Source organism: Bradyrhizobium sp. Unk1 (assembly GCF_059512345.1).
This window is the reverse complement of the sequence record NZ_JCAMOP010000012.1, coordinates 18,389-43,745: the sequence shown is the minus strand read 5'-3', so window position 1 is coordinate 43,745 and position 25,357 is coordinate 18,389. Positions and strand designations below refer to the sequence as shown.

Genomic DNA, 25,357 nt, shown 5'->3' with positions numbered 1-25,357 from the left:
AGGGCAACGGCACCGATGGCCGGTTTTCGGGCAAATCAGGTGATTTGGAATTCCGATTGCCGGGAATCCGGCTGTCGCGCTGCTCAGCCCTGATCGATCATCGTGGCGGTGACGCTCGCGGTTTGCCGCCGGGGCACCGGAAGACCGAGCGCCGCGCGCACCGCGTCGATCGCCGGCTCGCCCGCTTCAGTGAATCGGGCCATATGCGGATCGACGCCGCACCCGACCGCGACCGGATTGTCACCGGACAGGAAACCGTGCGCCATGTGGAAGCCGAGCGCGCGGTAGACCTCGAACTGCTCTTCCGAGAAGAACTGGTCACCTGTGGTCTCGTGCGGGAAGCGATCGTTTCGCCGCGCGTAGTCCCGGATATAGTCGTTCTCGTCGCCGTTGAGCGACGATTTGACGTAAACGAGATAACCCTGCTCGTCGCCTCCATAGTCGATGGTGCCAATCGCGACGTGGACGTGGTCTCGCGCAATCTCGTCGTGCTCGTCGGCCGCGCCGGGATCACCCGCCTTGTCGGCATTGCGCGCCATCAGCGCGCGCGTGCGCTCGCGGATCGGCGTCCATGGCAGGTCGATGCGGACGCCGAGATCGATGCGGGCGTAACGCTGCAACGTCATCAGGGAACCGAAATTCATCGGCGCATCGGCTTCCGCATCGACCGCGATGATCACCTTGCAGCGGCGCCGCAACAGCTCGTAGACGCCGAGATTCTCGATATGGCCGCCGTCCGTCAGATAGACGCTGTCGCTGTTCTCGTACAGGCGCCCCGATATCTCCGACCAGAAATAGATCGGCGTGGAGCGGCGCTGCGGCCGGACACGCTCATCGACGTAACGCGGGTTCTTCAGCCAATAGCCGAGCCGGACGTTGAGGAGCGCAAGCGTGGGCGTCAGCGCCTTGATCGAACTCGAACCCATGTTCGAGGAGGCCGCAGCTCCGGAAATCGCCATTGCGGTGGCGAGATCGAGACTTTGCTCGTCGTCCTGCACCAGAGCGGTGGGCGCATAGCCCGTCGCCTCGCTGCCGACGTTCAGGGCGGAGAACACGAAGAAGTCCGCGTTGCGTCCGCGCCGGTTGGCAAAGTCGGAGCCTTGAATGTTCAGCGCCGTATTGATGAGCTGATAGGGCGCGTGCAGCTTCGGCGCGGCCGGCTGCCCTGGAACCCGGGCCGGCGCGGCCGGCGCGGCGTAGAGATCCGTCAGCTTCATGCGATCGAGCGCCTTGAAATCGCGCCCCTGGTCGAGACTGGCTTCGGCGGGCGCGACGCGCCCGTCGGCCGAACGCGTCGGATCGAACAGGAAGGCCTTGCTCAGGCGATCGCGATAGAGCCGGTGCAACGAGTTCGCATTCGGCGTCAGAAAGAACGAGATGGCGAACAGCAGGACGCCGGCGAACGTGTAGAGGATCACCATGTCCAGACTGTAGGAGTAGGCGAGCTCCGAAGCGTTGCCCTGGAACAGACTGGGAAAACGCACCTGAACCACCTGCCCCGCTTTGCGAGCCAGGAACAGGAGCCAGGCGGGCGTGTGCCAGGTCGGCGTCAACTGCTCGGCATCTGCCACGACCTGCGGTGCGGCGTTCGGCGTGATTTCCGCCGACAAGGTCCCCTTGCTGGCGTCGAACTGAATCCTGCCTGCGAGGCTGCCGGACGGCGCGTTCGATTTGGCATTGACCAGGCACTCTCGCTGGGAGGTTGCGCCCATAACCGAAGGGCACCTCTCGAACAGGTCGTTGGCGATGCCCCAATAGGACAGATAGAGGTATGCGACCCAGATGACGAGCGGAAGCGCAAGGCCCGCGATCCATAGCGCGACCTTGGCGACGACCGCGAGCACAAGCGAACCCCATTGCGAGGATGCGCTGTTGCCCTTCAGCAATTCCACGAATTGCTGCCTGAACGCGGTGACGAAGACGCCGATTGGCGCGGCCACCGCCGCGAGCGACTTGATCCAGGTGATCGCAACCGCAGCAGCCGGTCCACCGATTGCGCTGCTCTCGGCGACATCGAACATCTGCTCCAGCATGAAGGGCTGAAACTCGAAGAAGGCGATCACCGCCAGCAGCACCAGGACGGTCGCGCCCATGCTCGGCCAGTGCGATCGAAACTCCTGCCGCTTGCCGGGGCTCGCGAGCGACTGCTTGAGCGCCCATCCGAAAAACAGGACGCCCTCGAGGATTGCGATCGACAGGCTCAACGCAAAATGCTGGACCTTGAGAAACCGCGCGAAGTCGCACGCGACGCCCAGCAACAGCGCGATCCCGCCGATATAGGCGAACACGACGCTGGGACCGCTGCCGCGGACGGAGCGGGAGGTGAGATAGGCGAGCCCGCTGCAAGCGAACATCACCAGCGCGACGACCAGGCCGAATGTGCTGAAACCGTAACGATCGATGTCGCTGAAATCGTGCAGCTCGCACAACGTCCTGTTGTTGAGACTGACGCCGAAGATGTTCGCATCCGTCAGGCAGCTCCGCAGCGGCGTCGACCAGATGGTGACGGCGGCAAGCAGCAGCACGACGGGTAACGTCAACCCGATATTGGCGACCAGTCCCCGCACGACGATCGCAACTCCGGTCAGAAGATCGCGGACACCGGCAGGGATCAGATAGTTGGAATAGTTGCGCAGGTGTCCGACCGACGGCGTATCACTGATCTCGGCGGACGTGACGGTTCCGCCGGCAGGTCTTTCGCCGAATACAAAGCGCCGTGCCGTCGTCATGGTGGCGCTGAGAGAGGTGCCGATATAGCCGCCGCCCGACACCGTGGAGAGATAGTCGATCCGGCCGATCAGATTGTGGTGGTTCAGTGCCTGGAGCACGCCGAGGCAAACGGCCGACGAGCGAATGCCACCGCCGGACAACGCAAGCCCGACGACGTCGAGCAACTGGCAGGGTTGCAGGCCGTCGGCATCGAGGCGCCGTTCCGGTTCGCGTCGGGTGTTGATCGCCTCGATCTCATCGCAGACGATCTGATGGTGCTTCTCGCACCAGGGCGTTTCCTGATCGACGGCGGCGGCATTTCTCGCCATCGGAGCCGGCGTGGCGGGCCCTTGATGGAGCATGGGTGCCTCCCCAGGGAGAAACCGATCAATCCACAATCAATAGTAGAAAATCATTTTCCAAGTATCTGTTGAGTTAGTCTTGCGGGCCGCGCGAACGTTCAATCCCACGTAGCAAATAGCCGGCCTCCGCCGCGAAGATCGCCCGCGCCCACGGATGGAACTGGGGGCCGCAAAACTTGCGGCACCCGCATTCCGTGCGCCGGGAAGGAACTCGCGCTTCGCCTCAGCCCATCGCCTCGAGCTCGTCGATCATCCCGGCAATGACCGAGAGGCCGCCGTCCCAGAATTTGGGATCCTTGGCATCGAGCCCGAACGGCCGCAGCAGCTCGGAATAATGCTTGGTGCCGCCGGCGGCGAGCATGTCGAGGTAGCGCTCGGCAAAGCCTTCGGCCGCATTCTCGTAGACGGCGTAGAGCGAGTTCACGAGACAATCGCCGAAGGCATAGGCGTAGACGTAGAACGGCGAGTGGATGAAGTGCGGGATGTACATCCAGTAGTTCTCGTAGCCCGCCTTGATCTCGATCGCAGGCCCCAGGCTCTCGCCCTGCACCGACAGCCAGATCTCGCCGAGCCGCGTCGCGGTGAGCTCGCCATTCTTGCGCTCGGTGTGGACCGCGCGCTCGAACGAATAGAACGCGATCTGCCGCACCACGGTGTTGATCATGTCCTCGACCTTGCCGGCGAGCAGCGCCTGTCGCTGTTTCGCATTCTTGGTCTGGGCCAGCAGCCGCTTGAAGGTGAGCATCTCGCCGAACACGCTCGCGGTCTCGGCCAGCGTCAGCGGCGTCGGCGCCATCAGCGCGCCGTTCTTCGCGGCCAGCACCTGGTGCACGCCATGGCCGAGCTCATGCGCGAGCGTCATCACGTCGCGCGGCTTGCCCTGGTAGTTCATCAGCACGTAAGGATGCGCCGACGGCGTGGTCGGATGCGAGAACGCGCCCGGCGCCTTGCCCGGACGCACCGGCGCGTCGATCCAGCGATCGGTGAAGAAGCGCTCGGCGATCTCGGCCATTTTGGGCGAGAAGCCGCGATAGGCCGTCAGCACCATGTTGCGCGCATCGGGCCAGCCGATGACGTCGGTCGCGGCGAACGGCAGCGGCGCGTTGCGGTCCCAGTAAGCGAGCCGCTTCTTGCCGAACCACTTCGCCTTCAACGCATAGTAGCGATGCGACAGCTTTGGATAGGCGGCACGGACGGAGGCAACCAGCGCATCCACCACCTCGCGCTCGACTCGATTGCTCAGATGCCGGGAATCCGCGACGTCCTTGAACCCGCGCCAATTGTCGGAGATGTCCTTGTCCTTGGCGAGCGTGTTGGTGATCAGCGCGAAGGTGCGCTCATTGGCCTTGAAGGTTTTGGCCAGCGCTTCGGCCGCAGCCTTGCGCTTGGCGCCATCACGGTCCTGCAGGAAATTGAGCGTCGGCTCGATCGCCAGTTCTTTTGCACCGACCTTGAAGCGCAGGCCCGAGATGGTCTGATCGAACAGCCGGTTGAAGGCGGAATAGCCGGTTTGCGACTTCTCCAGGAAGAGCTGCTCGAGCTTGTCGTCGAGCTGGTACGGCTTCTCCTTGCGCAGATCCTCGATCCAGGGACGGTAATGCGCGAGCTCGGCGGCCTGCATCGCGCGGTTCAAAATATCGTCATCGACGCGGTTGAGCTCGAGCGCGAAGAACAGGAGATGCGTGGACGCCGCCGTCAGCCGCTCGGAGACATCGCCGTAAAACTTTGAAATCTTGGGATCAACGCTGTCGCCGGCATGGACGAGACCGGCATAGGAGCCGAGACGGCCGGCGAGATCGTCGATCGCCTCATAGCGTCGCACCGCCTCGGCGAGCCATTTTCCGCCATCTTCGTTTGCTGTCCCTGTGGCGAGCTTGCCCTTGTAGTCGGTCTCGAACGCGACGCAATCGGCGTCCATGCTTTCGAGATCGCGCGCCACTTCCGGCGCATCGATCCCGGAATAGAGGTCGGCGAGGTTCCACTCCGGAAGCCTGCCGGTCTTGCCCGCAGGCTTTGCGGGCGAAGATTTGGAGGACTTTGCCTTGGCGGCGGATTTCCTGGTGCTTGGCTTGCGGAGAGCGGGCTTGCTGGAGGCAGACTTCTTGAGAGCAGATTTGGAGCGCGAATTCATTGTGTGGGAAACCTGTGTCAACAAGCGCGACGGCGGGCGGGGGCATCAAGGTTTAAGAGTGCGTTAATCGGCTTCGGCCAGAGTGACCCGATTCGAGACAGATAGTAGTAGCGTGCGGGGAACACCATGGCTGCCTGTATTTTGATCGCCGACGATGACGCTGTAGCCCGCCGGCTGGTCGAGAACATGGTGCAGAAATGCGGCTATGAGACGGTCGTCGTGGACTCCGGCGACGCCGCGATCGCCGCCCTCACCGCCCCCGATGCACCGGCGATCGACGCCGTCATCCTCGATCTCGTGATGCCGGGCCTCGACGGCATGGGCGTGCTGGCGAAAATCCGCGAGGCCGGCCTCGGCGTCCCCGTCATCGTGCAGACCGCCCATGGCGGCATCGACAACGTGATCTCGGCGATGCGCGCGGGCGCGGCTGATTTCGTCGTCAAGCCGGTTGGCTTGGAGCGGCTCCAGGTCTCTCTGCGCAACGCACTCAATGCCTCCGCGCTCAAGGGCGAGTTGCAGCGTATCCGTCACAGCCGCGAGGGCCGGCTGACTTTCTCCGACATCATCACCCGCGCCGAGGCGATGGCGGCCGTGATGCGCGCCGCGCAGAAGGCCGCGGGCTCGTCGATCCCTGTGCTGATCGAGGGCGAGTCCGGCGTCGGCAAGGAGATGTTCGCACGCGCCATCCATGGCAGCGGCGAGCGCAAGGCAAAGCCGTTCGTCGCGGTCAATTGCGGCGCGATCCCCGACAATCTGGTCGAGTCGATCCTGTTCGGCCACGAGAAGGGCGCCTTCACCGGCGCCACCGAACGGCACACCGGCAAGTTCGTCGAGGCTCATGGCGGCACGCTGTTCCTGGACGAGGTCAGCGAGCTGCCGCTCACCGCGCAGGTCAAGCTGCTACGCGCACTTCAGGAAGGCGCGGTCGAAGCCGTCGGCGGGCGCAAGCCGTTGAAGGTCGACGTCCGGATCATCTCCGCGACCAACCGCAGGCTGCTGGAGCGGGTGAAGCAGGGCCATTTCCGCGAAGATCTGTTCTATCGCCTCCACGTGCTGCCGCTGACGATCCCCTCGCTGCGGGCGCGGCGTGAGGACATCCCGCATCTGCTCCGGCATTTCCTGGCGCGCTTTGCCGCCGAGGAGAACCGCCCCATCGCCGGCATCAGCGGCGAGGCCGTGGCGTACCTCGCCCAGCTCGACTGGCCCGGCAACATCCGCCAGCTCGAAAACGCGGTCTACCGCGCGGTGGTGATGAGCGAGGGCGACCAGCTTGACCTTGCCGACTTCCCCCTGCTGACCTCGCAGTCGCATCTCGAGACCGACATCCCGACCGCGCCGCTGATGCTCGAGCCGATCGCGGCGCCCTCGGTGGTGTCGGGTGGTGAAATACCGATCGCCCCGCTGCCGCTGGCGGGGACCCTTTCCATGCTGACCCCCACCGGCGACGTCCGCCCGCTGGACGACATGGAGAACGAGATCATCCGCTTCGCGATCTCGCATTATCGGGGGCAGATGTCCGAGGTCGCCCGCCGCCTCAAAATCGGCCGGTCCACGCTCTACCGCAAGCTCGACGAAGCCGGGGTTCCCGGACATGGCGGCAAAAGCGGTGAGGAGACGCCCTAAGCCTCATGCGAACGGAGGTTCGCCTGGCGTTGCGATGCGGCCGCAAGCCCTTCGCATTACGGCAAAATCCGGCTGCGACGTGAACCGTGACTTGGAAGTGACAGACACATGGAAAAGCGTCTGCCAAAGCCGCACAATCCGTTGCAAACGGGCTTTCTTGAAGTCAGTTTGTCGTGAGTTGTCCCGGCTAGCGCTGGCCGCCAAAACGGGGCCTGTATATCGTCTGCGTAGGATTCGTTCGTCCGCGTATGAATCGTTGCGTGCAGGCGTGCAACTTTCGAGCGGCCGGCGCAGTTTAGCCGAAGCTCATTAGGCGATAATGAAGCTGTTCCACGAGGGACAGTTCACCCGAGGGGTGCGACACAATGCGTGACTGTTTGAACCACCGTGCGGGCTTTGACCGCGTCTTGATGACGGTCGCGGCGACCTTCCTCACGGTATCGGCCAGCTCGGCCCTGGCGCAGGATCAGGCGCGCAGCAGCGCCGCCGAACTCGCGATCGAAGCCGCGATCCCGCGCCCCGAGCCCGCAAACGTGCCGCCCCCGACCGCATCCGATATCAAGCTCGACACCACCGCGACGGTTCAGGATTCCGCAAAGGAGCCGACCAAGGAAACTGCGAAGGAACCGGTGAAGGCCGAAGCCGCACCGGCCCCCGACAAGGTCGAGACCAAGCCTTCCGACGTCGCCACCACGCCTACACCTGAGGCGCCGAAGAGCGAAACCGCCAAGATCGAGCCCGCCAAGATCGAGCCCGCCAAATCCGAACCAGCAAAGGCCGACACCGCGACGGCAACGCCGGCCGCGCCTGCGGCCCCCGCTGCGGCTCCGGCCGCCGAGCCGGTGAAGGCCGCGAGCAACGTGCCCGCCGCCGACCAGCCGGTCGCCGACAAGCTCAAGGACATCATCGGCGCCAAGACCTCGCGCCATTTCGACCGCAAGAACGAGCGCGCCGCGATCGAGAAGTTTTACGGTGCACGCGACTTCGCGCCGGTCTGGACCCAAGGCGGCAGCCTCACCTCTGCGGCCAAGGGCGTGATCGCGCGGCTGAAGGATGCGGCCTCCGACGGTCTCAATGCCGCCGACTACCCGGTGCCGGATTTCGCCGCCGCCACGATGCCCGATGCGCTCGCCGATGCCGAGCTGAAGCTCACCGCCAGCATGTTCGACTATGCGCGCCAAGCCCAGAGCGGCCGCATGCACTGGTCGCAGGTCAGCGGCGACATCCTCTATCCCGAGCATCCGGTCGATCCGAGCGAGGTGCTCGCCAAGGTCACGACCGCAGCCGATGCCTCCGCAGCGCTCGACAGCTACAACCCGCCGCAGAAGCTCTACAAGGAGCTGAAGGCCAAGCTCGCCGAGCTGCGCGGCCTGGGCAGCGGCCCGGTGATCGAGATCGCCGACGGTCCGGCGCTGAAATACACTCCGGCCGGCAAGAAGCAGGCTGAAATCGTCGTTGAAGATCCGCGCGTGCCGCAGCTCCGCACCAAGCTCGGCCTCGCCGAGAACGCCAGCGACACCCGCTATGACGCCACCGTCGCCGAAGCCGTGCGCAAATTCCAGAGCGGCGCCGAGATGAAGGTGACAGGCATCCTCGACGACAAGACCGTCAAGGCGATCAACACCCCGAAGCGCGACAAGCAGATCGACACGGTGCTGGTGAACATGGAGCGCTGGCGCTGGCTGCCGCGCGACCTCGGCGTCCCCTCGCTGGGCGATGCCTATGTCATCCTCAACATTCCCGACTACACGCTGAAGGTGATGCAGCGCGGCCAGCAGGTCTGGACCACCCGCGTCGTCACCGGCAAGCCGGGCACGCATGCGACCCCGCTGCTGACCGAGACGATGAAGTACATCACGGTCAATCCGACCTGGAACGTGCCGCCGTCGATCGTCTACAACGAATATCTGCCGGCGCTTCAGCAGGACCCGACCGTGCTCCAGCGCATGGGCCTCAAGCTCGAGCAGAACCGCGACGGCTCGGTGCACATCTCGCAGCCGCCCGGTGAAGCGAACGCGCTCGGCCGCATCCGCTTCAACTTCCCGAACAAGTTCCTGGTCTATCAGCACGACACGCCGGACAAGAACCTGTTCGCCAGGGATGACCGCGCCTTCAGCCATGGCTGCATGCGCGTGCAGAATCCGGATCAGTACGCTTCCGTTCTGCTCAACATCGCCATGCCGAACGAGAAGTACACGCCGGAGCGCGTGCGCAGCATGTACGGCAAGAGCGAGATCGACCTGAAATTCCCGACGCCGATCCCGGTCAACATCACCTACCAGACCGCGTTCGTGGACGATGGCGGCAAGCTGCAAATCCGCAAGGACGTCTATGGCCGTGACGCGACCATGATCAACATCCTGAAGAACAGCCGCGGCAAGGACCTCGAGAACGTCGTTGCTCACTCGCAGCCGAGCTATTCGCGCCCGGCGACGACGCTGCCCTCGGGCGTGGCGATTGCCAACAATGGCGGCGGCTTCGGCTCGTCGGGTCCGAACTTCTTCGAGCGGCTGTTCGGGGCCCCGACCCCGCCGCCGGCACCGGTCGGCCGCCGGCCGCAGCAGCAGCGGGTGTTTACCCGCTGAGGCCTCCCCGACCGGGCTTTGTCGGAAATTCTCAAGCAAGATCAGCGACCTCATCCCCTGGATGGGGTCGCTTAACGTTAACCATTCTCCACCCGAACTCCGGCAGCGGGCGTTTTTTTGCCACACTGAGCCGCTTAGGTTCTTATTCTGACTTGGTTTGGGGTCGGGAAGGTCAACCTCGAATTAACCTTCTCGCTTTAAGAAAGCGTTCATCCTCTTTCGCGCGCTAACGGGGTTGCCGGGAGAGTCCATTTTGAACGCTCGTCGACTGGGTGGGCTCATTCGTGCTGACTGGTCTCGCACGCAAATTCGCAGTGCTGTCGTTGTCCCATGCGGGAGTGAAGGCCGGATCCCGGATCGGCCTCGCGTCCGCACTGCTGCTTGCTGCCGCGGGCTCGGTCCATGACGCCGCCGCGCTGAACGAGACCAAGACGCTCTCGTTCCACCACACCCATTCCGGCGAAGACCTCACCGTCACCTTCAAGCGCGACGGCCGCTTCGACGAGGCCGCGCTGAAGCAGCTCAACCACTTCCTGCGCGACTGGCGCACCCAGGACGAGACGGTCATGGACCGTCGCCTCTTCGACATCCTCTGGGAAGTCTATCGCGACGTCGACGGCAAGCAGCCGATCCAGATCATCTCTTCCTACCGCTCGCCCGCCACCAACGCGATGCTCCGCCGCCGCTCCTCGGGCGTGGCGCGCTTCAGCCAGCACATGCTGGGGCATGCGATGGACTTCCACATTCCGGGCGTGCCGCTGGAGCAGATCCGCTTCGCCGGCCTGCGCCTGCAGCGCGGCGGCGTCGGCTTCTATCCGACCTCCGGCTCGCCCTTCGTGCATCTGGACACCGGTAGCATCCGGCACTGGCCGCGCATGACGCATGACCAGCTCGCCCGCGTGTTCCCGGATGGCCGCACGGTCCACGTTCCGACCGACGGCACGCCGCTGAAGGGCTATGAGCTGGCCAAGGCCGACATCGAGCGCCGCGGCACTGGCGACGATTCCGGCGGCAAGCCGAGTTTCTTTGCCGCCCTGTTCAAGAGCAAGTCGGCTCCGGCCGCCACGAGCAGCGACGAGGATGACGAGGGCGCGCCCGCCCCGGCCGCGAAGCCTGTTGCGCCGACCGTGGTTGCCGCCGCGGTCAAGCCGGCGGATCCGGTGCCGACACCGCGCGCCAAGCCGCAGATCGCCGCTGCGATCCAGCTCGCTTCGGCCGATGCGCAGCTCGTTGCGCCGCCCAAGCCGAAGCCCGCGCCCGTGGCTGACAAGCCGACAGCCGGCAAATCTGTTGAGGGCAAGCCCGAGACCCCGGCCGACATTATCAATGCCCGCGGCTTCTGGGATACCCCTGCGACCCCGCAGCAGGCGACGCCAGCTCAAGTGGCTGCGCTGAAGGCCCGCCAAGCGCTCGCCGCCGCCACCGATCCGCAAGCAACCGCAAGCGTCACGAACGCTGCCTTCCAGGCGCTGGCCTATGCGCCGGCCGCCTCTCCGGTCGACCGCGCCAACGTCGTCGCCGCCTCCGCGCCGGTCCCGCGCACAGGCCGCCCCGCCGCCGGGTCCCGCAACGTCGCTCAGGCGACCGAGATCAACACGGTAGTCGGCAAGAGCGTCGACGGCAGGGTCGCGACCGCGACCCGCCTCTCCGCCGCCAGGGGCGAGAGCATCTGGCTCAAGATCGTGATGCTGTCGCCGAGCGCCAGCCGCGCGATGTCGGTGACGCTGATGGGCGAGCTCGATACCGTTGCCCTGCGCGGCTATTTCGTCAAACCGCAGGCCGTGATCGCGATGGGCTTTGCCGACGATCCGATGCAGGGCCTGTCCTGCGACAGCTTTACGGGCAGCGCGACCGCGAAGCTCGAGACGACGTCGTTCGTCATGCGCACCGCCGCGCTGCGCTGAGATCTTTCCCCTCACGCCGTTCGGTAGTCCCGCAAGCCGGGATGAAGCCAACGGGTCGGCGCGAAGCGCCGCCCGATTACAGGCTCCGCGCAATCCTGGAGCACGACAGCGCCACACGCTCAAGTGTCGTCCCGGCCTGGTGCGCATCTGCACTAAGGGAGATTCCCCCACTTCCAACGGGTAATCCACCCGGTATCGCTACGCATTCCAAACGCGCATTGTGGCAATGCGCCCAGAACGGACGCGATGACAAAGTCCGAGGACGCGATTGCGTTTGCCTTGGTGTTCCGCGTTTCCGCAGCGGCGCCGCATCTCAAGGGAAGTCGCCACAGCGAAGTAGGAGCATGCGATGTCAGTTCCATGCAAGTCTGAGCTCAGCCTTCTGAACCACGACGAGCGCGAAGTCATATTGAGTACGCACCATCCCGTGGTCGGAGAGATGGAGCGCGATGGACTTGAGAGCCTTCGCGCCCGACTTCGGGATCTGCGCGACAGGGAGCGCACATTGTCGCGGCATCGACGCCGCGAAACAAAGGGAACAGCCGACCCGCGCGGCAAGAGTTTCTCCGGCACGGCAGAGCATGCAAACCGGCGCCAATCGGTTTTCGCTGCCGCCATCAAGCGCGTCAAGAACGAGCTGAGGCGCATCCGAAAGTTTGAAGCACGACGGGAGCTCGGGGAAGCGGCGCGACGGGCGTTAGCACTCCGTCGGGCGCGTCAGTTTTCTCGCCCGCAGACGACCCCAACTTCACAGGACGGCATGCGGTCCATCCCAAGCCGTCGCCGGATCAAGAAACTCCCACCGGAAAAAATCGGAAGAGTCTCGCAGGCCAACAAGCGGGCGCAGGCCCGACGAGACGCCAAACGCGGACGCGGCAATTGAGACCGAGACCGACAATCTTGCGGATCGAGGCTGCGTGCCGGACCGGCGCAATGGCGTGCTCGCCACTTCCAAGACTACAGTGTCGAAGCCTGCAGCTTCTATCTCGCTTTCCTGACCCGCCGATCCAGATGATATGTCAACGCCAGCGAGAGGCAGACGGTGAGCTCCTGCTTCGGCAGCGCGCCGGATAGGGGCAACAGCAAAGCCCTGGTCTGCCGATATTCGAACTCATCGGGAAAGCGCTCGCGGAACGTATCGACCAGCGTCGTCTTGCAGTTGAACAAAATGGCGGCGTGCTCGGAGTCCTTGAGGCGGCCGAGCCGAATCGTGGAGCCGCTGCCGGTCTCATCGGTCAAGTAAGCCGGCTCGCCCCATTTCAGCGTTTCGGTGAGCTTGCCAACCTCTTCATGCGCCGCAGCGGTCGCGAAGATCAGCGCACGTACCTGAAGCAACCGCTTGCCGATCGGCGCCGGAAGGGCGCGAAAGGCACGGTCCACCTCGCGCGGCAGCGACGGGGCAGTCACAGCGGTCTCCGTTCACAAACGAAGTGCAACACGCCACGCTTGTAGCCCGGATGGAGCGAAAGCGTAATCCGGGGAATGCTTCTGTACTGCGAGAACCCGGATTTCGCTGCGCTCCATCCGGGCTACGGCAGCAGTGCTAGAGGCGCATCGCCTCAGAGCATTCCCAGCGCCTGCATATAGGTCTCGAGGATCGTCTCGGCCTCGGCGCGCTCGTTCGGGTCCTGCTTGCGCATGCGCACGATGGTGCGCAGTGCCTTGACGTCGTAGCCATTGCCCTTGCTCTCGGCATAGACGTCGCGGATGTCGTCGGAGATCGCCTTCTTCTCTTCCTCCAGCCGCTCGATGCGCTCGATGATGGATTTGAGCTGGTCCTTGGCAAATTTCGTCGCGGGCTCGTCGTCGCGGACGGCGGCGGTGGTGGCCATCTTGGTACTCCAAATAGAACTGGCAAAACGAGGTGACGCCGGCATCCTCACCGCGCGTGCTGGTTGACCCTTAGGGTTCGCGGCTCTCGCGTTCAAGGCAGCATCGCGCTCGTCCACAGCGCGCCCACACCTTCCTGCGACGGAGCGAAGAAAGAAGTTGTGTGGTGCGACTCACCGCCGGACTGCCGGCGAGGCCGTTCAGTGCCCGGGGTGAACCTTCTTCATGGCTTCGAGCTGCTCGGGCGCGGCCGTGCCCTGGTATTTCGACTTCCAGGTCTCGTAGGGCATGCCGTAGACGGCCTCGCGGCTCTCGTCCTTGGTCAGCGCGACGCCTTGGGCGTCGGCGGCGTCCTTGAGCCAGTTGGACAGGCAGTTGCGGCAGAAGCCGGCCAGATTCATCAGATCGATGTTCTGGACGTCGGTCCGCGTCTTCAGATGATCGACCAGGCGCCGGAAAGCGGCCGCCTCGAGCTCCGTTCTGGTTTTGTCGTCGATTGCCATGGCTGGATCCCTTCGGCCTGAATTGGTTCTGCCCCCGATGGGGGTCACCCTTACGGGATCAGGTGGGCCCTTGTCACAGATTTTGCCATATCACGGCGCAAACGGCGCCAGAGCCAACCCGAAGGCCGGTTCCCCGGCCCTACGCCAAATCGTCAATCATCTGGTATACGTTCCGCGACAATGATCGCCGAATCTCCCCGCGCCCCCCTTCGCCTGCTCGCCCGGTTGGTCCCGGTGCTGGTGGTTGGCCTGCTGTGCCTGTGGGCCAGCCCGGCCTCCGCCGACTTCCGGCTTTGCAACAACACCTCGAGCCGGGTCGGCATTGCGCTCGGCTACAAGGACGCCGAGGGCTGGACCACTGAGGGCTGGTGGAACATCTCGTCCCGCTCCTGCGAGACCCTGCTGCGGGGAACGCTGGTCGCCCGCTACTATTACATCTACGCGATCGACTATGACCGCGGCGGCGAATGGTCGGGGCAGGCCTTCATGTGCTCGCGTGACAAGGAATTCACCATCCGCGGCACCGAGGATTGCCTCGCGCGCGGCTACGACCGGACCGGCTATTTCGAGGTCGATACCGGCGAGCAGCGGGCCTGGACGGTTCAGCTCACCGACGCCAACGAGCAGCCGTCACAGCAGCAGCGCGTGCCCGGCCTGCCGGGCCCGGTCGGCCCGGGTGGCGGCGTTCCGGGTTTGCCCAATAGTCCGCCCGGTGGTACGCCCCCCGCCGCGCCTGGCCTTCCGCCAGCTCCCTCGCCACCGTCTGGAAATAAGCCATGAGGCGTCTTCGCCGTATCAAGATTCTCGCGACCCTGGGGCCTGCCTCTTCGGACCTCGCGATGATCCGCCGCCTGTTCGAGGCCGGCGCCGATCTGTTCCGCATCAACATGAGCCACACCCCGCATGACAAGATGCGGGAGCTGGTCGCGACGATCCGCAACGTCGAGAGCAGCTATGGCCGGCCGATCGGCATCCTGGTCGATCTTCAGGGGCCGAAGCTCAGGCTCGGCGCCTTCGCCGAAGGCGCGGTCCAGCTCCAGAACGGCCAGATCTTCACGCTCGATTCAAACAAGGCGCCGGGCGATGCGACGCGCGTCAATCTCCCGCATCCGGAGATCCTGGCTGCGCTCAGGCCCGGCCATTCGCTGCTGCTCGACGACGGCAAGGTGCGCCTGATCGCTGAGGAGACCTCGAAAGAGCACGCGGTGACGCGTGTCGTGGTCGGCGGCCGGATGTCCGACCGCAAGGGCGTCAGCCTGCCCGACACTGATCTGCCGGTCTCGGCGATGACGCCGAAGGACCGCGCCGACCTCGAGGCCGCGCTGGTGACCGGCGTCGACTGGATCGCGCTGTCCTTCGTGCAGCGCGCCGACGACGTGATCGAGGCCAAGAAGATGATCCGCGGCCGCGCCGCGGTGATGGCCAAGATCGAGAAGCCGCAGGCGATCGACCGCCTCGCCGACATCATCGAGGCCTCCGACGCGCTGATGGTGGCGCGCGGCGACCTCGGCGTCGAGCTGCCGCTGGAACGCGTGCCGAGCCTGCAGAAGCAGATGACGCGCATGGCGCGCCGCGCCGGCAAGCCGGTGGTGATCGCGACCCAGATGCTGGAATCGATGATCCAGTCGCCGGTGCCGACCCGCGCCGAGGTTTCCGACGTCGCCACCGCCGTCTATGAGGGCGCCGACGCCATCATGCTGTCGGCGGAATCGGCGGCCGGCAAATTCCCGGTCGAGGCGGTCTCGACCATGAACCGTATCGGCGAGGAGGTCGAGCGCGACCCGACTTATCGTTCGGTCATCACTGCTCAGCGCCCCGCGCCGGAAACCACCGCCGGCGACGCCATCGCGGACGCCGCGCGGCAGATCGCCGAGACGCTCGACCTGCCGGCGCTGATCTGCTGGACCAGCTCGGGCTCGACCGCCGTGCGCGTGGCTCGCGAGCGACCGAAGCCGCCGATCGTGGCGATCACCCCGAACATAGCCGCCGGACGCCGTCTCGCCGTCGTCTGGGGCGTGCATTGCGTGGTGGCGGACGACGCCCGCGACCAGGACGACATGGTGAGCCGCGCCGGCCAGATCGCCTTCCGCGACGGCTTTGTCCGCGCCGGCCAGCGCGTCATCATCGTCGCCGGCGTGCCGCTCGGCATCCCCGGCACCACCAACATGGTGCGCATCGCCTCGGTCGGCCCCGAGGGCGACGCGAATTTGTAGGCCCGCCGGGCAGGCCAAACAAAAATGTCGAAAACAACCCCATGCACAGTAGCCGGCGTTGCCGGCGAACGTGCTTGGGTTTCGTGGAAAGGCGTGCTCCGGCAATGACCTGAGCGGAAGCAGGTCCCGGCCCCGGCCGCGCCCGGCTTTTTAAGCCCCGACCAGCGCTTTCGCCGCCGGCAGCAGCGTCTGCTGCACCACCAGACCCCTGGCACGGGCATCCATCACGCCGACGGCGCGCAGGGCCAGCAGCGTCACGGTCTGCACCGCATCGCGCATCCTGGCGGGATCGTCGAGATTGTCGGGCGCGAGCGGCCCGACCAGGGCCTCATGCAGCGCCCCTAACAGCGCGGTGGCGGCGAGCGCGGTATCCTGAGCCGGCAAATGGCCGGCACGTACGGCGGCGTCGATCCGTGCGGCGATCTCGCCGGCGATCTCGCGGCGGCTGGCCAGGCGGGACGCGCTGACATCGACGTCGACCGGCTCAGCCAGAATGCCCCAGGCCAGCCTGCGCTGCGACAGCGTATGGACCGCCACGGTGGTGACGGCCGCCGCCAGCGCCGAGGATGGGCCGGGCGCGGCATCGGCCGCCCGGCGGATCGCCGCGAGCTCGTCGCGCGACACCTCGGCAATCAATTCGGAGATCAGCTCGGACTTGGACGGGAAGTAGCGGTAGACCGTTCCGGCCGCGACACTGGCCCGGACCGCAACCGGCGCGATCTGCACCGCCGCCATCCCGCCTTCCGCCGCAGCTTCCCGCGCCGCAGCAAGGATCGCACTGCGCCTGGCCGCAAGGCGCTTCACCACTTGATGCGTTCGCCGATAAACCATGGCGCGCTTCCTGTCCCGCACGCGAGCCGCACGCCCCGCGGCCGAACGCGTCGTCAATGCAATAGATGCAAATCGTCCCGCAAGGACTGAACAACTATTCAAAGTGAATGACAAGATGCAAATGCGTCAGGCGTCACGCCGAACGGACGGGAGCGCCATGGCTGGTGACACCGACTGGAGGGCTTTGAAGAAGAACGTGCCGGGAAGCTTGCCTGCGGGCCCATCCTTCGAGACACCCGCCTGCGGCGGCCCCTCAGGACGAGGTCGCGTTTCGCGGCAGGATATCAGACCTTCATGGTGAGGAGCCCGCCAAAGCGGGCATCTCCGGACGATGCTCTGCATCGCCGGGCGAACCATGCAGCCTGAGCAGCCTCCGGCTCACGCCACCGCCCAAAAGAAAAGAGCCCCGTCCGGGACGGGGCTCTCGAAATTCTCAGATCGTCCGGACTTACTTGAGGCTGGACGAGATCGAACCGAACTTGGTGTTCAGCGAGCTGCCGAGGTTGTTGACGACGGTGATGATCGCCAGCGCGATGCCGGCAGCGATCAGGCCGTATTCAATGGCGGTGGCGCCGGATTCGTCCTTCACGAAACGCGAAACGAGGTTCTTCATAGACTGCTCCCAAAGAGTACACGAGGCTTACGAATGGTGTGGTCTTCGGCTTCCCAGCGCCGCCCAACCATGGAACCGAACCTAGAGGCAAAGAATTGCGCCGCAGTTAATTCGACTGCGTAAACACGGAGCGGATTGCACGTATTCGACGATGGTAAAGGAGAATTGAAAACAATCCGTTAAATCGTAGCCATCCGCGGCAATGCCGCGGCGGCGCGATTTACCCGAAGTTATGACCGCGCATGGTCCAATGCCGCCCGCTCGGCCTGAAGCGCGATGAGATGAATCGTTCATCGTGCTTCAGGTTGTTGCTTGAGCATGATCTTCCCGGAAAACCGCTACACGCTTTGCGCTAACGCGGCCCTTCGGGTCCGGATCATGCTCCGGCGGACAAGAACAAGCAGGACGACGAGGCGGCATGTCCCTTTCCTTTGCCAACAGCATTGCGATGCAGAGCCGCGCGCGAGCACTGCTGCCGCTCTGCGTCGGTGCCGGCACCTATCTGTTCTTCCTCTTCGTCGGCGACACGCTGCTTCAGGACTCCGACTCGTTCTGGCAGATCAAGATCGGGCAATGGATCCTCGATCACGGCGCCCTGCCCTACACCGACTTCTATTCTTTCACGCGCCCGGGGGAATCCTGGATCTCGACGTCGTGGCTGTCGCAGGTGCTATTCGCCTTCTCCTATGCGCAATGGGGCTGGGCAGGTCCGGTCATCCTCACCGCGACCGGGATGGCGCTCACCGCGGCGGTCTTCGTCTATCTGCTCGACGCGCAGATCGAGGCGCCGCGCGCGGTGCTGTTCGCAATGCTGGCGCTGGTGCTGTCGATCCATCACGTGCTGGCGCGTCCGCATATTCTGGCGCTGCCCGTCATGGTGGCGTGGGTCGGCCTGCTGATGGCGGCTGCCGACCGCAGAAGCGCGCCGTCCTGGTATTGGCTGCCGCTGATGGCGCTCTGGGCGAATTTGCATGGCGGCTTCGTGCTGGGCCTCGCGCTGATCGGTCCGATCTCGCTCGAAGCGGTCGAGCATGCCGAGAAGGGACAACGGCTGAAGCTGTTCATGCGCTGGGTGCTGTTCGGCGTCGGCGCGCTGGTCGCTGCCTGCTGCACGCCTTACGGCTGGCGGACGCTGATGGGCGCGACCAACATCCTCAGCCTCGGCGAATTGCTGTCGCTGATCTTCGAATGGATGCCGGCGAACTTTGCCACCTTCACCGGGTTCGAAGGCGCACTGCTCGGCCTGATCGCGCTCGGCTATTATCGCGGCCTCGTGCTGTCGGCGCCGCGGATCTTCCTGATCCTGTTCCTGACCTGGGGCGCGCTGACCCATGTCAGGAATATCGAGGCCTTCGCCTTCCTGGTGCCGCTGGTGCTGGCAAAGCCGCTCGGCGAGATGTTCCCGCGCCCGCCAGCGGACACCGCCGGCGCCGACCGCCGGCCGGCCCGCTATGTCACCGCGCTCGGCGCGCTCATGATCGTGGCCGCGAGCTGGACCTCGACCTCGCTCTACATGGGACACCATCGCTTCACGTTCACGATGACGCAGACGCCGGTTGCGGCGGTCGACCTGCTCGAAAAACTCAGGGTGCAGCGCATCTTCAACGCCTATCAGTTCGGCGGCTATCTGATCTCGCGCGACATCCCCGTTTACGTCGACGGCCGCGCCGAGCTCTATGGCGAAAAGTTCGTCATGGACTTCTTCAAGGCGACGGAGGGCAAGAAGCCCGAGCTGCTGCCGCGCCTGCTCGACCAGTACAAGATCGACGCGACGCTATTGGTCGCCGATGCGCCGGGCCCGCAAATCCTCGACCAGCTCAAGGGCTGGAAGCGGATCTATACGGACGACATCGCGGTCATTCATGTGCGGGACAATGCGGACGGCGCGGCGGTGCCGTTGAAGTGAGGAAGCGGCTTCAGCCGTGTCCTCCCAGAGGCGACATTCGCGTAAAGATGTGAAGCGGACCCAGGCGCGCACTCCGGCCATTTCGTCGTTTGCCCCATACGCGACATAGGTGCAGTGCCATTGCGGCGAGGGACACGCCCGACGACTAGGCGCGTCCCAAGTCACCAATAGGGCATCGCTCGGCATGCCGCGAACGCCTCTGCAAAGGCATAGTTGTTGTCCTAATTTTCAATTGCCGCGTTGTCGCTCGGTGGCATAGATTATCTGTGAGCGGTTGTTAAACCGCGCACCGCATTCATTGACGAAAAGTTAGACTACACTCGTTTGATCCAAGCCCGGCCATCGACATGCTGGACTTGGGTCGAGACGCGCGTCGGCCCGCCTACCAGTGCGAGGTGATCGCGTGACATCAGACCCAAACCGACAGCCTGATCTTCCGTGCCGTCACCGACCTTCGGTGAGGGCCCTGACACGTGCAGGCGTTTCCAGGGAAAGGAAAACTCATGAGCATCAAGCGAACTGCTATTGGCTTCTTAACAGTCGCGTGCCTCATTGGAGCCGCGATGCTTTTGCCGAACGTTGGCCAAGCTCAGGATGCAAAGGTCAATACAGCGATGGATCTCTTGGAGTCGATGGCGAACAAACTTGGCTCGCCAAAGATCGAAGGGGCTGACACTGTCGCTGGGAAGGATGTGCCCGCCATTTATTTCGGTTCAACCAAGATGAACAACAACTTTGACCTGGTTGATCAGGTCGTGAAGCAAGCTCAGGGGACGGCAACGATCTTCGTGAAGAGCGGTGACGAGTATGTCCGCGTTGCCACCAACGTCAAAAAGGACGATGGCTCGCGAGCGATCGGAACCATTCTGGATCCCAAAGGCAAAGCGATCGAGTCTATCAGGAAAGGCGAGGCGTTCTATGGAGAGGTGGACATCCTCGGCAAACCCTACATCACAGGGTACAAGCCGATACGCGATTCGGCGAAAGACGTGATCGGCATCTATTATGTCGGTTATTTGAAATAAGCCGTACACGCGCGACCTCACCGGGGCTTAGCGCTGTCTGTTGCGGCGCGTGAGTCGCCTGTTGGCCCATCAGCGAAGTGGCGACACCTTTCATTGAGGTGCGCTTGATGGCGTAGAGCGGACTGACTTTGCTCGCTCTGAGTTCTTCGCATTTTGACCCTGACCTGACATTGACCCTAGCCCAAAAGGAACACCCTGTGCTTTGATACGTGGGACGGAATCTACCGATCTCGCGGGGGCCGTTTTGGCCGACAATTGCGTGGAACGGAGGCTTGCGGCAATTCTGGCGGCGGATGTTGCCGGATACAGCCGCCTGATGGGTATGGACGAAGAAGACGTGCTGGCTCGCCTCAAGGCCGCCAGAAAGTCTCTTTTCGATCCCTCCATCGCCGTGCATCGCGGACGGATCGTCAAGACGACCGGCGACGGCATGCTGGTCGAGTTCGCCAGCGCCGTCGATGCAGCGCGATGCGCCATCGAGGTGCAGCGCGGCATGGTTGAGCAAAATGCCGCGGTGCCGCAGGCCAAGCGGATCGAATTTCGCGTCGGCATCCACGTCGGCGACATCATAATCGACGAGAATGATATCTTCGGGGACGGCGTCAATATCGCCGCCCGCCTTGAAGGCATCGCCGAGCCCGGCGGCATCTGCATCTCCGAGGACACGCAACGTCAAATCCGCGGCAAGGTCGATATCGCCTTCGAGGACATGGGTCCGCAGAACCTGAAGAACATCGTTGAGCCGATGCGCGCGTGGCGATTGAGGATAAACGCGGATGGTTCTGCGGCAATTTCGAAAAGGTCGCCGGTCGAGACCACCCAGGCTCTGGCGCTGCCCGACAAGCCGTCCATCGCCGTGCTGCCGTTCCAGAACATGTCAGGCGATCCCGAACAGGAATACTTCGCGGACGGAATAGCGGAGGACATCATCACCGCGCTGTCCCGTTTCAAGGCGCTGTTCGTCATCGCCCGCAATTCGAGCTTCACATACAAGGGACGCGCTGTCGACATCAAGCAAGTGGGGCGCGAGCTTGGCGTGCGCTATGTGCTGGAAGGAAGCGTTCGCAAGGCGGCAAACCGGGTGCGCATCACGGGACAGCTCGTCGATACCCCTACGGGGGGACATCTCTGGGCTGACCGGTTTGACGGTGGACTCACCGACATCTTCGACCTGCAGGACCAGGTCACCGAGAGCATAGTCGGAGCGATCGCACCGGCGGTTGAAAAAGCCGAGATCGAGCGCGCCAAGCGCAAGCCTACCGAGAGTCTTGATGCCTATGATCACTACTTACGCGGTTTGGCCAGCTCTTATCAGTTTGCTAACCGGCAAGCGAACGAAGAGGCGTTACGCCTATTCAACAGGGCGATCAAGCTCGACCCAGGTTTTGCGTCAGCTTACGGTCGTGCCGCCCTTTGCTACACCTTTGCCAAGACCAATGGCTGGATTTCAGTCACACCGAGCGAGACTGCCAAAGTAAAGAAGCTCGTTCAGAGGGCGGTTGAGCTGGGAAAAGACGACGTGATCGCCCTCGCGGCGAGCGGATATGTATCAGCGTTTGTATTACTCGATCTCGGGGGAGGCGCCGCCTTGATCGATCGCGCGCTCATGTTCAATGCCAATTGGGCCGAGGCATGGTTTTGGGGTGGCTGGGTGAAGAACTGGCTAGGCGAGCCGGAAACGGCAATCGAGCGCTTCGCCCGTGCCATCCGCCTCAACCCGCTTGATCCGTTTATGAGCGGGATGCGAACTGGGACCTCGCATGCCCATTTCTTCCTGGGCCACTATGGCGACGCGGCATCGTGGGCGGCAATGGCGTTGCAGGACAATCCGGACTTTCAACCTGCGTTACGTATGGACGCCGCAAGCAAGGCAATGGCCGGACGACTGGAGCAGGCACAAAAGGCGGTGGCTCGGCTGCGACAATTGAATCCTTCGGTGCGTGTCTCCAATCTCAAAAGCGTGCTCGGCCCCTATCGGCGCGCCGAAGATCTCGCTCGATACGAGGAAGGGTTGCGGCGAGCCGGGCTGCCCGAATGACCTCTACGGCCACGGTGCGGCAAGAGAGTGAGAGCCGCAACTTCCGCCCTTGGCCCATCAGCGAAGTGATGACACCTTTCATTGAGGTCCGCTTGGTGGGGTAGAGCGGACTGACTTTGCTCACTCTGAGTTCTTCGCATTTTGACCCTTAGCCGTCCTAAGCCACTTGCCGCATTCGCGACGCAGCATTTGCAGCCACAGAGTGCGACGACTGTACAGAGTGCGACGACTATCGTGACGTGATACTTTGCGCCCTCGTCCTTACGCTGCGATGAGGGGCGAATGAAACGGCGGGAGTTCATAGCGGGCACTGCGGCGCTGCTTGTTTCGCCAGGTTATTCGCGTGCGCAGGGAAAGCGCCGTCGGCTCGGCTTTCTTGCTGTGGGAGATGGAAGCGGGAAAGCCCTAAATCAAGCCGAGCTTGTGCTTCTCGATGCTCTGAGAAGCCTCGGCTGGATCGAGGGAAAAAATCTCGTCATAGATTATCGCTTTTCCCAACCCTCGGATCGACTGGCGGCTTCCGTCGCCGATCTGATTGCCCTCAGTCCCGAGCTGCTCATCGCTCCGGGACCGCATGCGGCCGTAGCGCTGAAGTCGGCAACAACCACCATTCCGATTGTATTCGTGAGTGTGGCCGATCCCGTGAAGCTTGGTCTCGTGCAAAGCCTGTCGCGACCCGGAGGCAACGTGACGGGCCTTTCAACCATGGTACCGGACGACTTCCTGGCGAAACGTCTCGAAATCCTTCGAGAACTTGTTCCCGGCGCCTCGAAAATCGCGCTCTTGGTCAATCCGACCAACCCAATGCAAAGGATATATCTCGCAGAAGACGTCCCCCAAGCCGGGAACTCGGCGTGGTTTTGATGCCGGTCGAAGCGACCACGGCCGACGAAATCGACGCCGCCTTTGCGTCCGCTGCCGCCGAGCACGCCGATGCGATCATCGATTTTGGCGATACGCTCACCTATGTCCAGGCACCGCGGATCATCGCGCTCGCTGCGAAGTATCGCCTGCCGGCAAACTATCTGTTCCGGCACTATGCTGATGGCGGACTGTCGGTGTACGGAGCCGACGCCCGCGATCTGTTCCGCCGCGCGGCGAGCTACGTGGACAAGATACTCAAAGGTACCAAGCCTTCTGACCTCCCGGTGGAACGGCCAACCAAATTCGAGCTTCTGATCAACATGAAGACCGCCAAGGCGCTCGGCCTCACCGTGCCGCCCTCGTTGCTTATCCGCGCCGACGAGGTGATCGAATAGCAACGACAATTGCGGCGGTGCATGAGTCCTTCCTGGCCCCGCGGCAGCCATTTCCGCGTTCAAAGCTGACGTCGGCTTTCGCCCCGAAGCGGGCACTTGCGGTTTAAAGACCGATTGGTCTATATATTTGTCATGAGCCGCCAAACCCCAGTGCAGTCGCCGCGTGGCCGCCCGCGAAGTTTCGACATGGACGCCGCCGTCGAACGCGCGATGGGCGTGTTCTGGTCACGCGGCTATCACGCCACAGCGCTGCCGGACCTGCTGCGTGCGACAAGGCTCTCGCGCGGCAGCCTTTACGCCGCGTTCGGCGACAAGCACTCGCTGTTCCTGCTTGCGCTTGATCGTTACATTGCCGATGCCGTTGCGCGGATGGATGTCGAACTCGCTCCCGCCAGAGAACCGATTGACGGCCTGCGGGCCTTCCTTGCCGGCTATCTCGACCGCATGAGCGGTGCCAATGGCCGGCGCGGCTGCCTGCTGGTGGCCACGGCCATGGAGCTGGCTGGCCAGGACGCGGAAGCCGGCCGTCGCATCGCAGGCTTTTTCAAAGTAATGGAGGCCCGGGTGGCGGATGCGTTTTCGCGGGCGAAGACGGCAGGCAAGCTGGTCGATGGTGTTGAGCCTTCAAGTGCCGCCCGAATTCTGGTCTGTTTCCTTTGGGGGCTCCGAGTGGTCGCCAAAACGGCACCGACACGGATCACATGGCAAGCCACCGTTAACGCGCTTCTCGACCGCTTCATCAGGTAGACAACCCATATGAGCCTTGGACGCCTCCGCCATCGACGCGTCGATATATAGACTGATCGGTCTTGAAAAGGAATGACGCCATGTCTGCTCTCCAGATCGTCTGCGCTGTGGCCGTTCCCCTGCTCTGGGGTTATCAGTTCGTGGTCATCAAAGTGGGCGTTACGGAGTTTCCGCCTCTCTTCTTCCTCGCACTGCGCTTCCTCGCCATGGCGCTGCTGCTCGTTCCGTTCGTCAAAAGACCCACGCGTCAACAGTTCGGCCCTGTCGCAGCTATTTCGTTCTTCCTTGGTGGACTGAACTTCGGGCTCTTCTATGTTGGCCTTGGGCTCGGCTCGGGAAGCCTGTCGGCCGTCGCCTATCAACTCGCCCCGCCCTTCACCGTCCTGCTGGCCTGGCCGCTGCTCGCGGAGCGGCCGTCTCTCGCCACGTCCGCCGGCGTGGTGCTGGCATTCGTCGGCGTGGTCGTGTTGGCAGCCGCGCCCGGCCTGTCGGCAAACGCGCTTCCGCTGCTGCTTGTGGTCGGGGCAGCCTTCGCATTCGCTACGTCCAACGTCCTGACGAAACGCTACGGACCTTTTGATCCCCTGATGTTGATGGGGTGGTCGTCGCTGCTCACGGTGCCGCAGGTCATGTTGATGTCGTTGCTGCTTGAATACGGACAAGTGGCGAGCCTCGTCACGGCGGATGGACGCGGCTGGCTGGCACTCGCCTACACGATCTTCATCGGAGGAATTGTCGGGTTCGGCCTTTGGTTCTGGCTCATCGCCCGCTGCTCCATCAGCCGCGTTGCCCCCTTCGGCCTGCTGCTTCCGGTGTTCGCCTTGACGTCGAGCGTGCTGTTCCTTGGCGAACGCATCACCCCCAACCTGATTGTCGGCGGACTGCTCGCGATATCGGGCGTGGCGATGACACAAGTCAGACCGAGCGCGCGACCCATTTGAGCCCGGACGTTGCGTTGTGGCATCGCTGTCGTCTGCCCGGCAACGGAGATCACGAGGCTTCACGTCTCGGTGGTAGACGGTGTTGCGACGTGACGTCCCCAACTTGCCGTGCGCTAATATCCGACGGTCGAACAGGA

The 25,357-nt window shown here is 63.7% G+C and carries 20 protein-coding genes; 13 read left to right on the top strand and 7 right to left on the bottom strand.

Annotated features, from left to right (window positions below; genetic code table 11):
• Positions 1-83: 83 nt before the first annotated feature.
• Positions 84-3,071, bottom strand: a complete 2,988-nt coding sequence (locus AC5ZFO_RS16905; RefSeq protein WP_496122247.1) for a cell division protein — start codon at positions 3,069-3,071, stop codon at positions 84-86.
• Positions 3,072-3,294: 223 nt separating this feature from the next.
• A complete protein-coding gene (locus tag AC5ZFO_RS16900) occupies positions 3,295-5,202 on the bottom strand; it encodes a M3 family oligoendopeptidase (protein ID WP_282523819.1) in 1,908 nt (635 codons plus the stop codon).
• Between the two features lie 126 nt (positions 5,203-5,328).
• Between AC5ZFO_RS16900 and AC5ZFO_RS16895 the strand changes: the two genes are divergently transcribed.
• From AC5ZFO_RS16895 to AC5ZFO_RS16880, 4 genes are all read left to right on the top strand, one after another.
• The gene (locus AC5ZFO_RS16895; RefSeq protein ID WP_282523818.1) at positions 5,329-6,825 is read left to right on the top strand and encodes a sigma-54-dependent transcriptional regulator; all 1,497 of its coding nucleotides are present in this window, start codon (positions 5,329-5,331) and stop codon (positions 6,823-6,825) included.
• Between the two features lie 365 nt (positions 6,826-7,190).
• The gene (locus AC5ZFO_RS16890) at positions 7,191-9,410 is read left to right on the top strand and encodes a L,D-transpeptidase family protein (RefSeq protein ID WP_282523817.1); all 2,220 of its coding nucleotides are present in this window, start codon (positions 7,191-7,193) and stop codon (positions 9,408-9,410) included.
• Positions 9,411-9,694: 284 nt separating this feature from the next.
• On the top strand, positions 9,695-11,314 hold the full coding sequence (locus AC5ZFO_RS16885) for a peptidoglycan L,D-endopeptidase MepK (RefSeq protein WP_282523816.1): 1,620 nt from the start codon (positions 9,695-9,697) through the stop codon (positions 11,312-11,314).
• Positions 11,315-11,663: 349 nt separating this feature from the next.
• Complete coding sequence (locus AC5ZFO_RS16880) at positions 11,664-12,197, top strand: hypothetical protein (RefSeq protein ID WP_208073010.1); 534 nt, start codon at positions 11,664-11,666, stop codon at positions 12,195-12,197.
• A gap of 98 nt (positions 12,198-12,295) precedes the next feature.
• Here AC5ZFO_RS16880 and AC5ZFO_RS16875 read toward each other — a convergent pair whose 3' ends face one another.
• The 3 genes from AC5ZFO_RS16875 to AC5ZFO_RS16865 all read right to left on the bottom strand — a co-directional run bounded on the left by AC5ZFO_RS16875 (position 12,296) and on the right by AC5ZFO_RS16865 (position 13,647).
• Complete coding sequence (locus AC5ZFO_RS16875; protein ID WP_282523815.1) at positions 12,296-12,721, bottom strand: DUF1801 domain-containing protein; 426 nt, start codon at positions 12,719-12,721, stop codon at positions 12,296-12,298.
• Positions 12,722-12,873: 152 nt separating this feature from the next.
• Positions 12,874-13,146 carry a DUF2312 domain-containing protein gene (locus tag AC5ZFO_RS16870; protein WP_094976882.1) on the bottom strand — a complete coding sequence of 91 codons (273 nt, stop codon included), beginning with the start codon at positions 13,144-13,146 and terminating at the stop codon, positions 12,874-12,876.
• A 198-nt stretch (positions 13,147-13,344) separates the two neighbouring features.
• Positions 13,345-13,647: a DUF1244 domain-containing protein gene (locus AC5ZFO_RS16865; RefSeq protein ID WP_282523814.1), complete on the bottom strand. Its 303-nt coding sequence runs from the start codon at positions 13,645-13,647 to the stop codon at positions 13,345-13,347.
• Between the two features lie 180 nt (positions 13,648-13,827).
• Between AC5ZFO_RS16865 and AC5ZFO_RS16860 the strand changes: the two genes are divergently transcribed.
• Entirely contained in the window at positions 13,828-14,427 is a 600-nt protein-coding gene (locus AC5ZFO_RS16860; RefSeq protein WP_014492424.1) for a DUF1036 domain-containing protein, read from the top strand.
• Positions 14,424-15,860 (top strand): pyruvate kinase, encoded by a 1,437-nt coding sequence (pyk, locus tag AC5ZFO_RS16855; protein WP_282523813.1) that lies wholly within the window; start codon positions 14,424-14,426, stop codon positions 15,858-15,860. The genes AC5ZFO_RS16860 and pyk overlap by 4 nt, the downstream gene beginning before the upstream one ends.
• 150 nt (positions 15,861-16,010) lie before the next feature.
• On the opposite strand, the gene AC5ZFO_RS16850 is transcribed toward pyk, so the two are convergent.
• Positions 16,011-16,691, bottom strand: a complete 681-nt coding sequence (locus tag AC5ZFO_RS16850; RefSeq protein ID WP_028161058.1) for a TetR/AcrR family transcriptional regulator — start codon at positions 16,689-16,691, stop codon at positions 16,011-16,013.
• Positions 16,692-17,139: 448 nt separating this feature from the next.
• The gene (locus AC5ZFO_RS16845; protein WP_014492421.1) at positions 17,140-17,304 is read right to left on the bottom strand and encodes a Flp family type IVb pilin; all 165 of its coding nucleotides are present in this window, start codon (positions 17,302-17,304) and stop codon (positions 17,140-17,142) included.
• 418 nt (positions 17,305-17,722) lie between these two features.
• Between AC5ZFO_RS16845 and AC5ZFO_RS16840 the strand changes: the two genes are divergently transcribed.
• The 7 genes from AC5ZFO_RS16840 (at position 17,723) to AC5ZFO_RS16810 (ending at position 25,220) form a co-directional block, all read left to right on the top strand.
• Entirely contained in the window at positions 17,723-19,210 is a 1,488-nt protein-coding gene (locus AC5ZFO_RS16840) for a hypothetical protein (protein WP_282523812.1), read from the top strand.
• Between the two features lie 503 nt (positions 19,211-19,713).
• Positions 19,714-20,235 (top strand): Cache 3/Cache 2 fusion domain-containing protein, encoded by a 522-nt coding sequence (locus AC5ZFO_RS16835; protein ID WP_282523811.1) that lies wholly within the window; start codon positions 19,714-19,716, stop codon positions 20,233-20,235.
• 244 nt (positions 20,236-20,479) lie between these two features.
• Entirely contained in the window at positions 20,480-22,273 is a 1,794-nt protein-coding gene (locus AC5ZFO_RS16830; protein ID WP_282523810.1) for an adenylate/guanylate cyclase domain-containing protein, read from the top strand.
• A gap of 282 nt (positions 22,274-22,555) precedes the next feature.
• Positions 22,556-23,137, top strand: a complete 582-nt coding sequence (locus AC5ZFO_RS16825; RefSeq protein WP_282523809.1) for an ABC transporter substrate-binding protein — start codon at positions 22,556-22,558, stop codon at positions 23,135-23,137.
• Entirely contained in the window at positions 23,137-23,532 is a 396-nt protein-coding gene (locus AC5ZFO_RS16820; RefSeq protein WP_282523874.1) for an ABC transporter substrate binding protein, read from the top strand. Before AC5ZFO_RS16825 ends, AC5ZFO_RS16820 begins: the two co-directional genes overlap by 1 nt.
• A 186-nt stretch (positions 23,533-23,718) precedes the next feature.
• Complete coding sequence (locus AC5ZFO_RS16815; protein WP_282523808.1) at positions 23,719-24,279, top strand: TetR/AcrR family transcriptional regulator; 561 nt, start codon at positions 23,719-23,721, stop codon at positions 24,277-24,279.
• Positions 24,280-24,359: 80 nt separating this feature from the next.
• Positions 24,360-25,220, top strand: a complete 861-nt coding sequence (locus AC5ZFO_RS16810; RefSeq protein ID WP_282523807.1) for a DMT family transporter — start codon at positions 24,360-24,362, stop codon at positions 25,218-25,220.
• Positions 25,221-25,357: the final 137 nt, after the last annotated feature.

Bases quoted from the DNA above. Each gene is read 5' to 3' on its own strand.
- AC5ZFO_RS16890 (WP_282523817.1), top strand. From the start codon at position 7,191: ATGCGTGACTGTTTGAACCACCGTGCGGGCTTTGACCGCGTCTTGATG.
- AC5ZFO_RS16870 (WP_094976882.1), bottom strand. From the start codon at position 13,146: ATGGCCACCACCGCCGCCGTCCGCGACGACGAGCCCGCGACGAAATTT.
- AC5ZFO_RS16815 (WP_282523808.1), top strand. From the start codon at position 23,719: ATGGACGCCGCCGTCGAACGCGCGATGGGCGTGTTCTGGTCACGCGGC.
- AC5ZFO_RS16835 (WP_282523811.1), top strand. From the start codon at position 19,714: ATGAGCATCAAGCGAACTGCTATTGGCTTCTTAACAGTCGCGTGCCTC.
- AC5ZFO_RS16880 (WP_208073010.1), top strand. From the start codon at position 11,664: ATGTCAGTTCCATGCAAGTCTGAGCTCAGCCTTCTGAACCACGACGAG.
- AC5ZFO_RS16860 (WP_014492424.1), top strand. From the start codon at position 13,828: ATGATCGCCGAATCTCCCCGCGCCCCCCTTCGCCTGCTCGCCCGGTTG.
- AC5ZFO_RS16905 (WP_496122247.1), bottom strand. From the start codon at position 3,071: ATGCTCCATCAAGGGCCCGCCACGCCGGCTCCGATGGCGAGAAATGCC.
- AC5ZFO_RS16865 (WP_282523814.1), bottom strand. From the start codon at position 13,647: ATGGCAATCGACGACAAAACCAGAACGGAGCTCGAGGCGGCCGCTTTC.
- AC5ZFO_RS16845 (WP_014492421.1), bottom strand. From the start codon at position 17,304: ATGAAGAACCTCGTTTCGCGTTTCGTGAAGGACGAATCCGGCGCCACC.
- AC5ZFO_RS16900 (WP_282523819.1), bottom strand. From the start codon at position 5,202: ATGAATTCGCGCTCCAAATCTGCTCTCAAGAAGTCTGCCTCCAGCAAG.
- AC5ZFO_RS16825 (WP_282523809.1), top strand. From the start codon at position 22,556: ATGAAACGGCGGGAGTTCATAGCGGGCACTGCGGCGCTGCTTGTTTCG.
- AC5ZFO_RS16810 (WP_282523807.1), top strand. From the start codon at position 24,360: ATGTCTGCTCTCCAGATCGTCTGCGCTGTGGCCGTTCCCCTGCTCTGG.
- AC5ZFO_RS16820 (WP_282523874.1), top strand. From the start codon at position 23,137: ATGCCGGTCGAAGCGACCACGGCCGACGAAATCGACGCCGCCTTTGCG.
- AC5ZFO_RS16840 (WP_282523812.1), top strand. From the start codon at position 17,723: ATGTCCCTTTCCTTTGCCAACAGCATTGCGATGCAGAGCCGCGCGCGA.
- AC5ZFO_RS16895 (WP_282523818.1), top strand. From the start codon at position 5,329: ATGGCTGCCTGTATTTTGATCGCCGACGATGACGCTGTAGCCCGCCGG.
- pyk (WP_282523813.1), top strand. From the start codon at position 14,424: ATGAGGCGTCTTCGCCGTATCAAGATTCTCGCGACCCTGGGGCCTGCC.
- AC5ZFO_RS16850 (WP_028161058.1), bottom strand. From the start codon at position 16,691: ATGGTTTATCGGCGAACGCATCAAGTGGTGAAGCGCCTTGCGGCCAGG.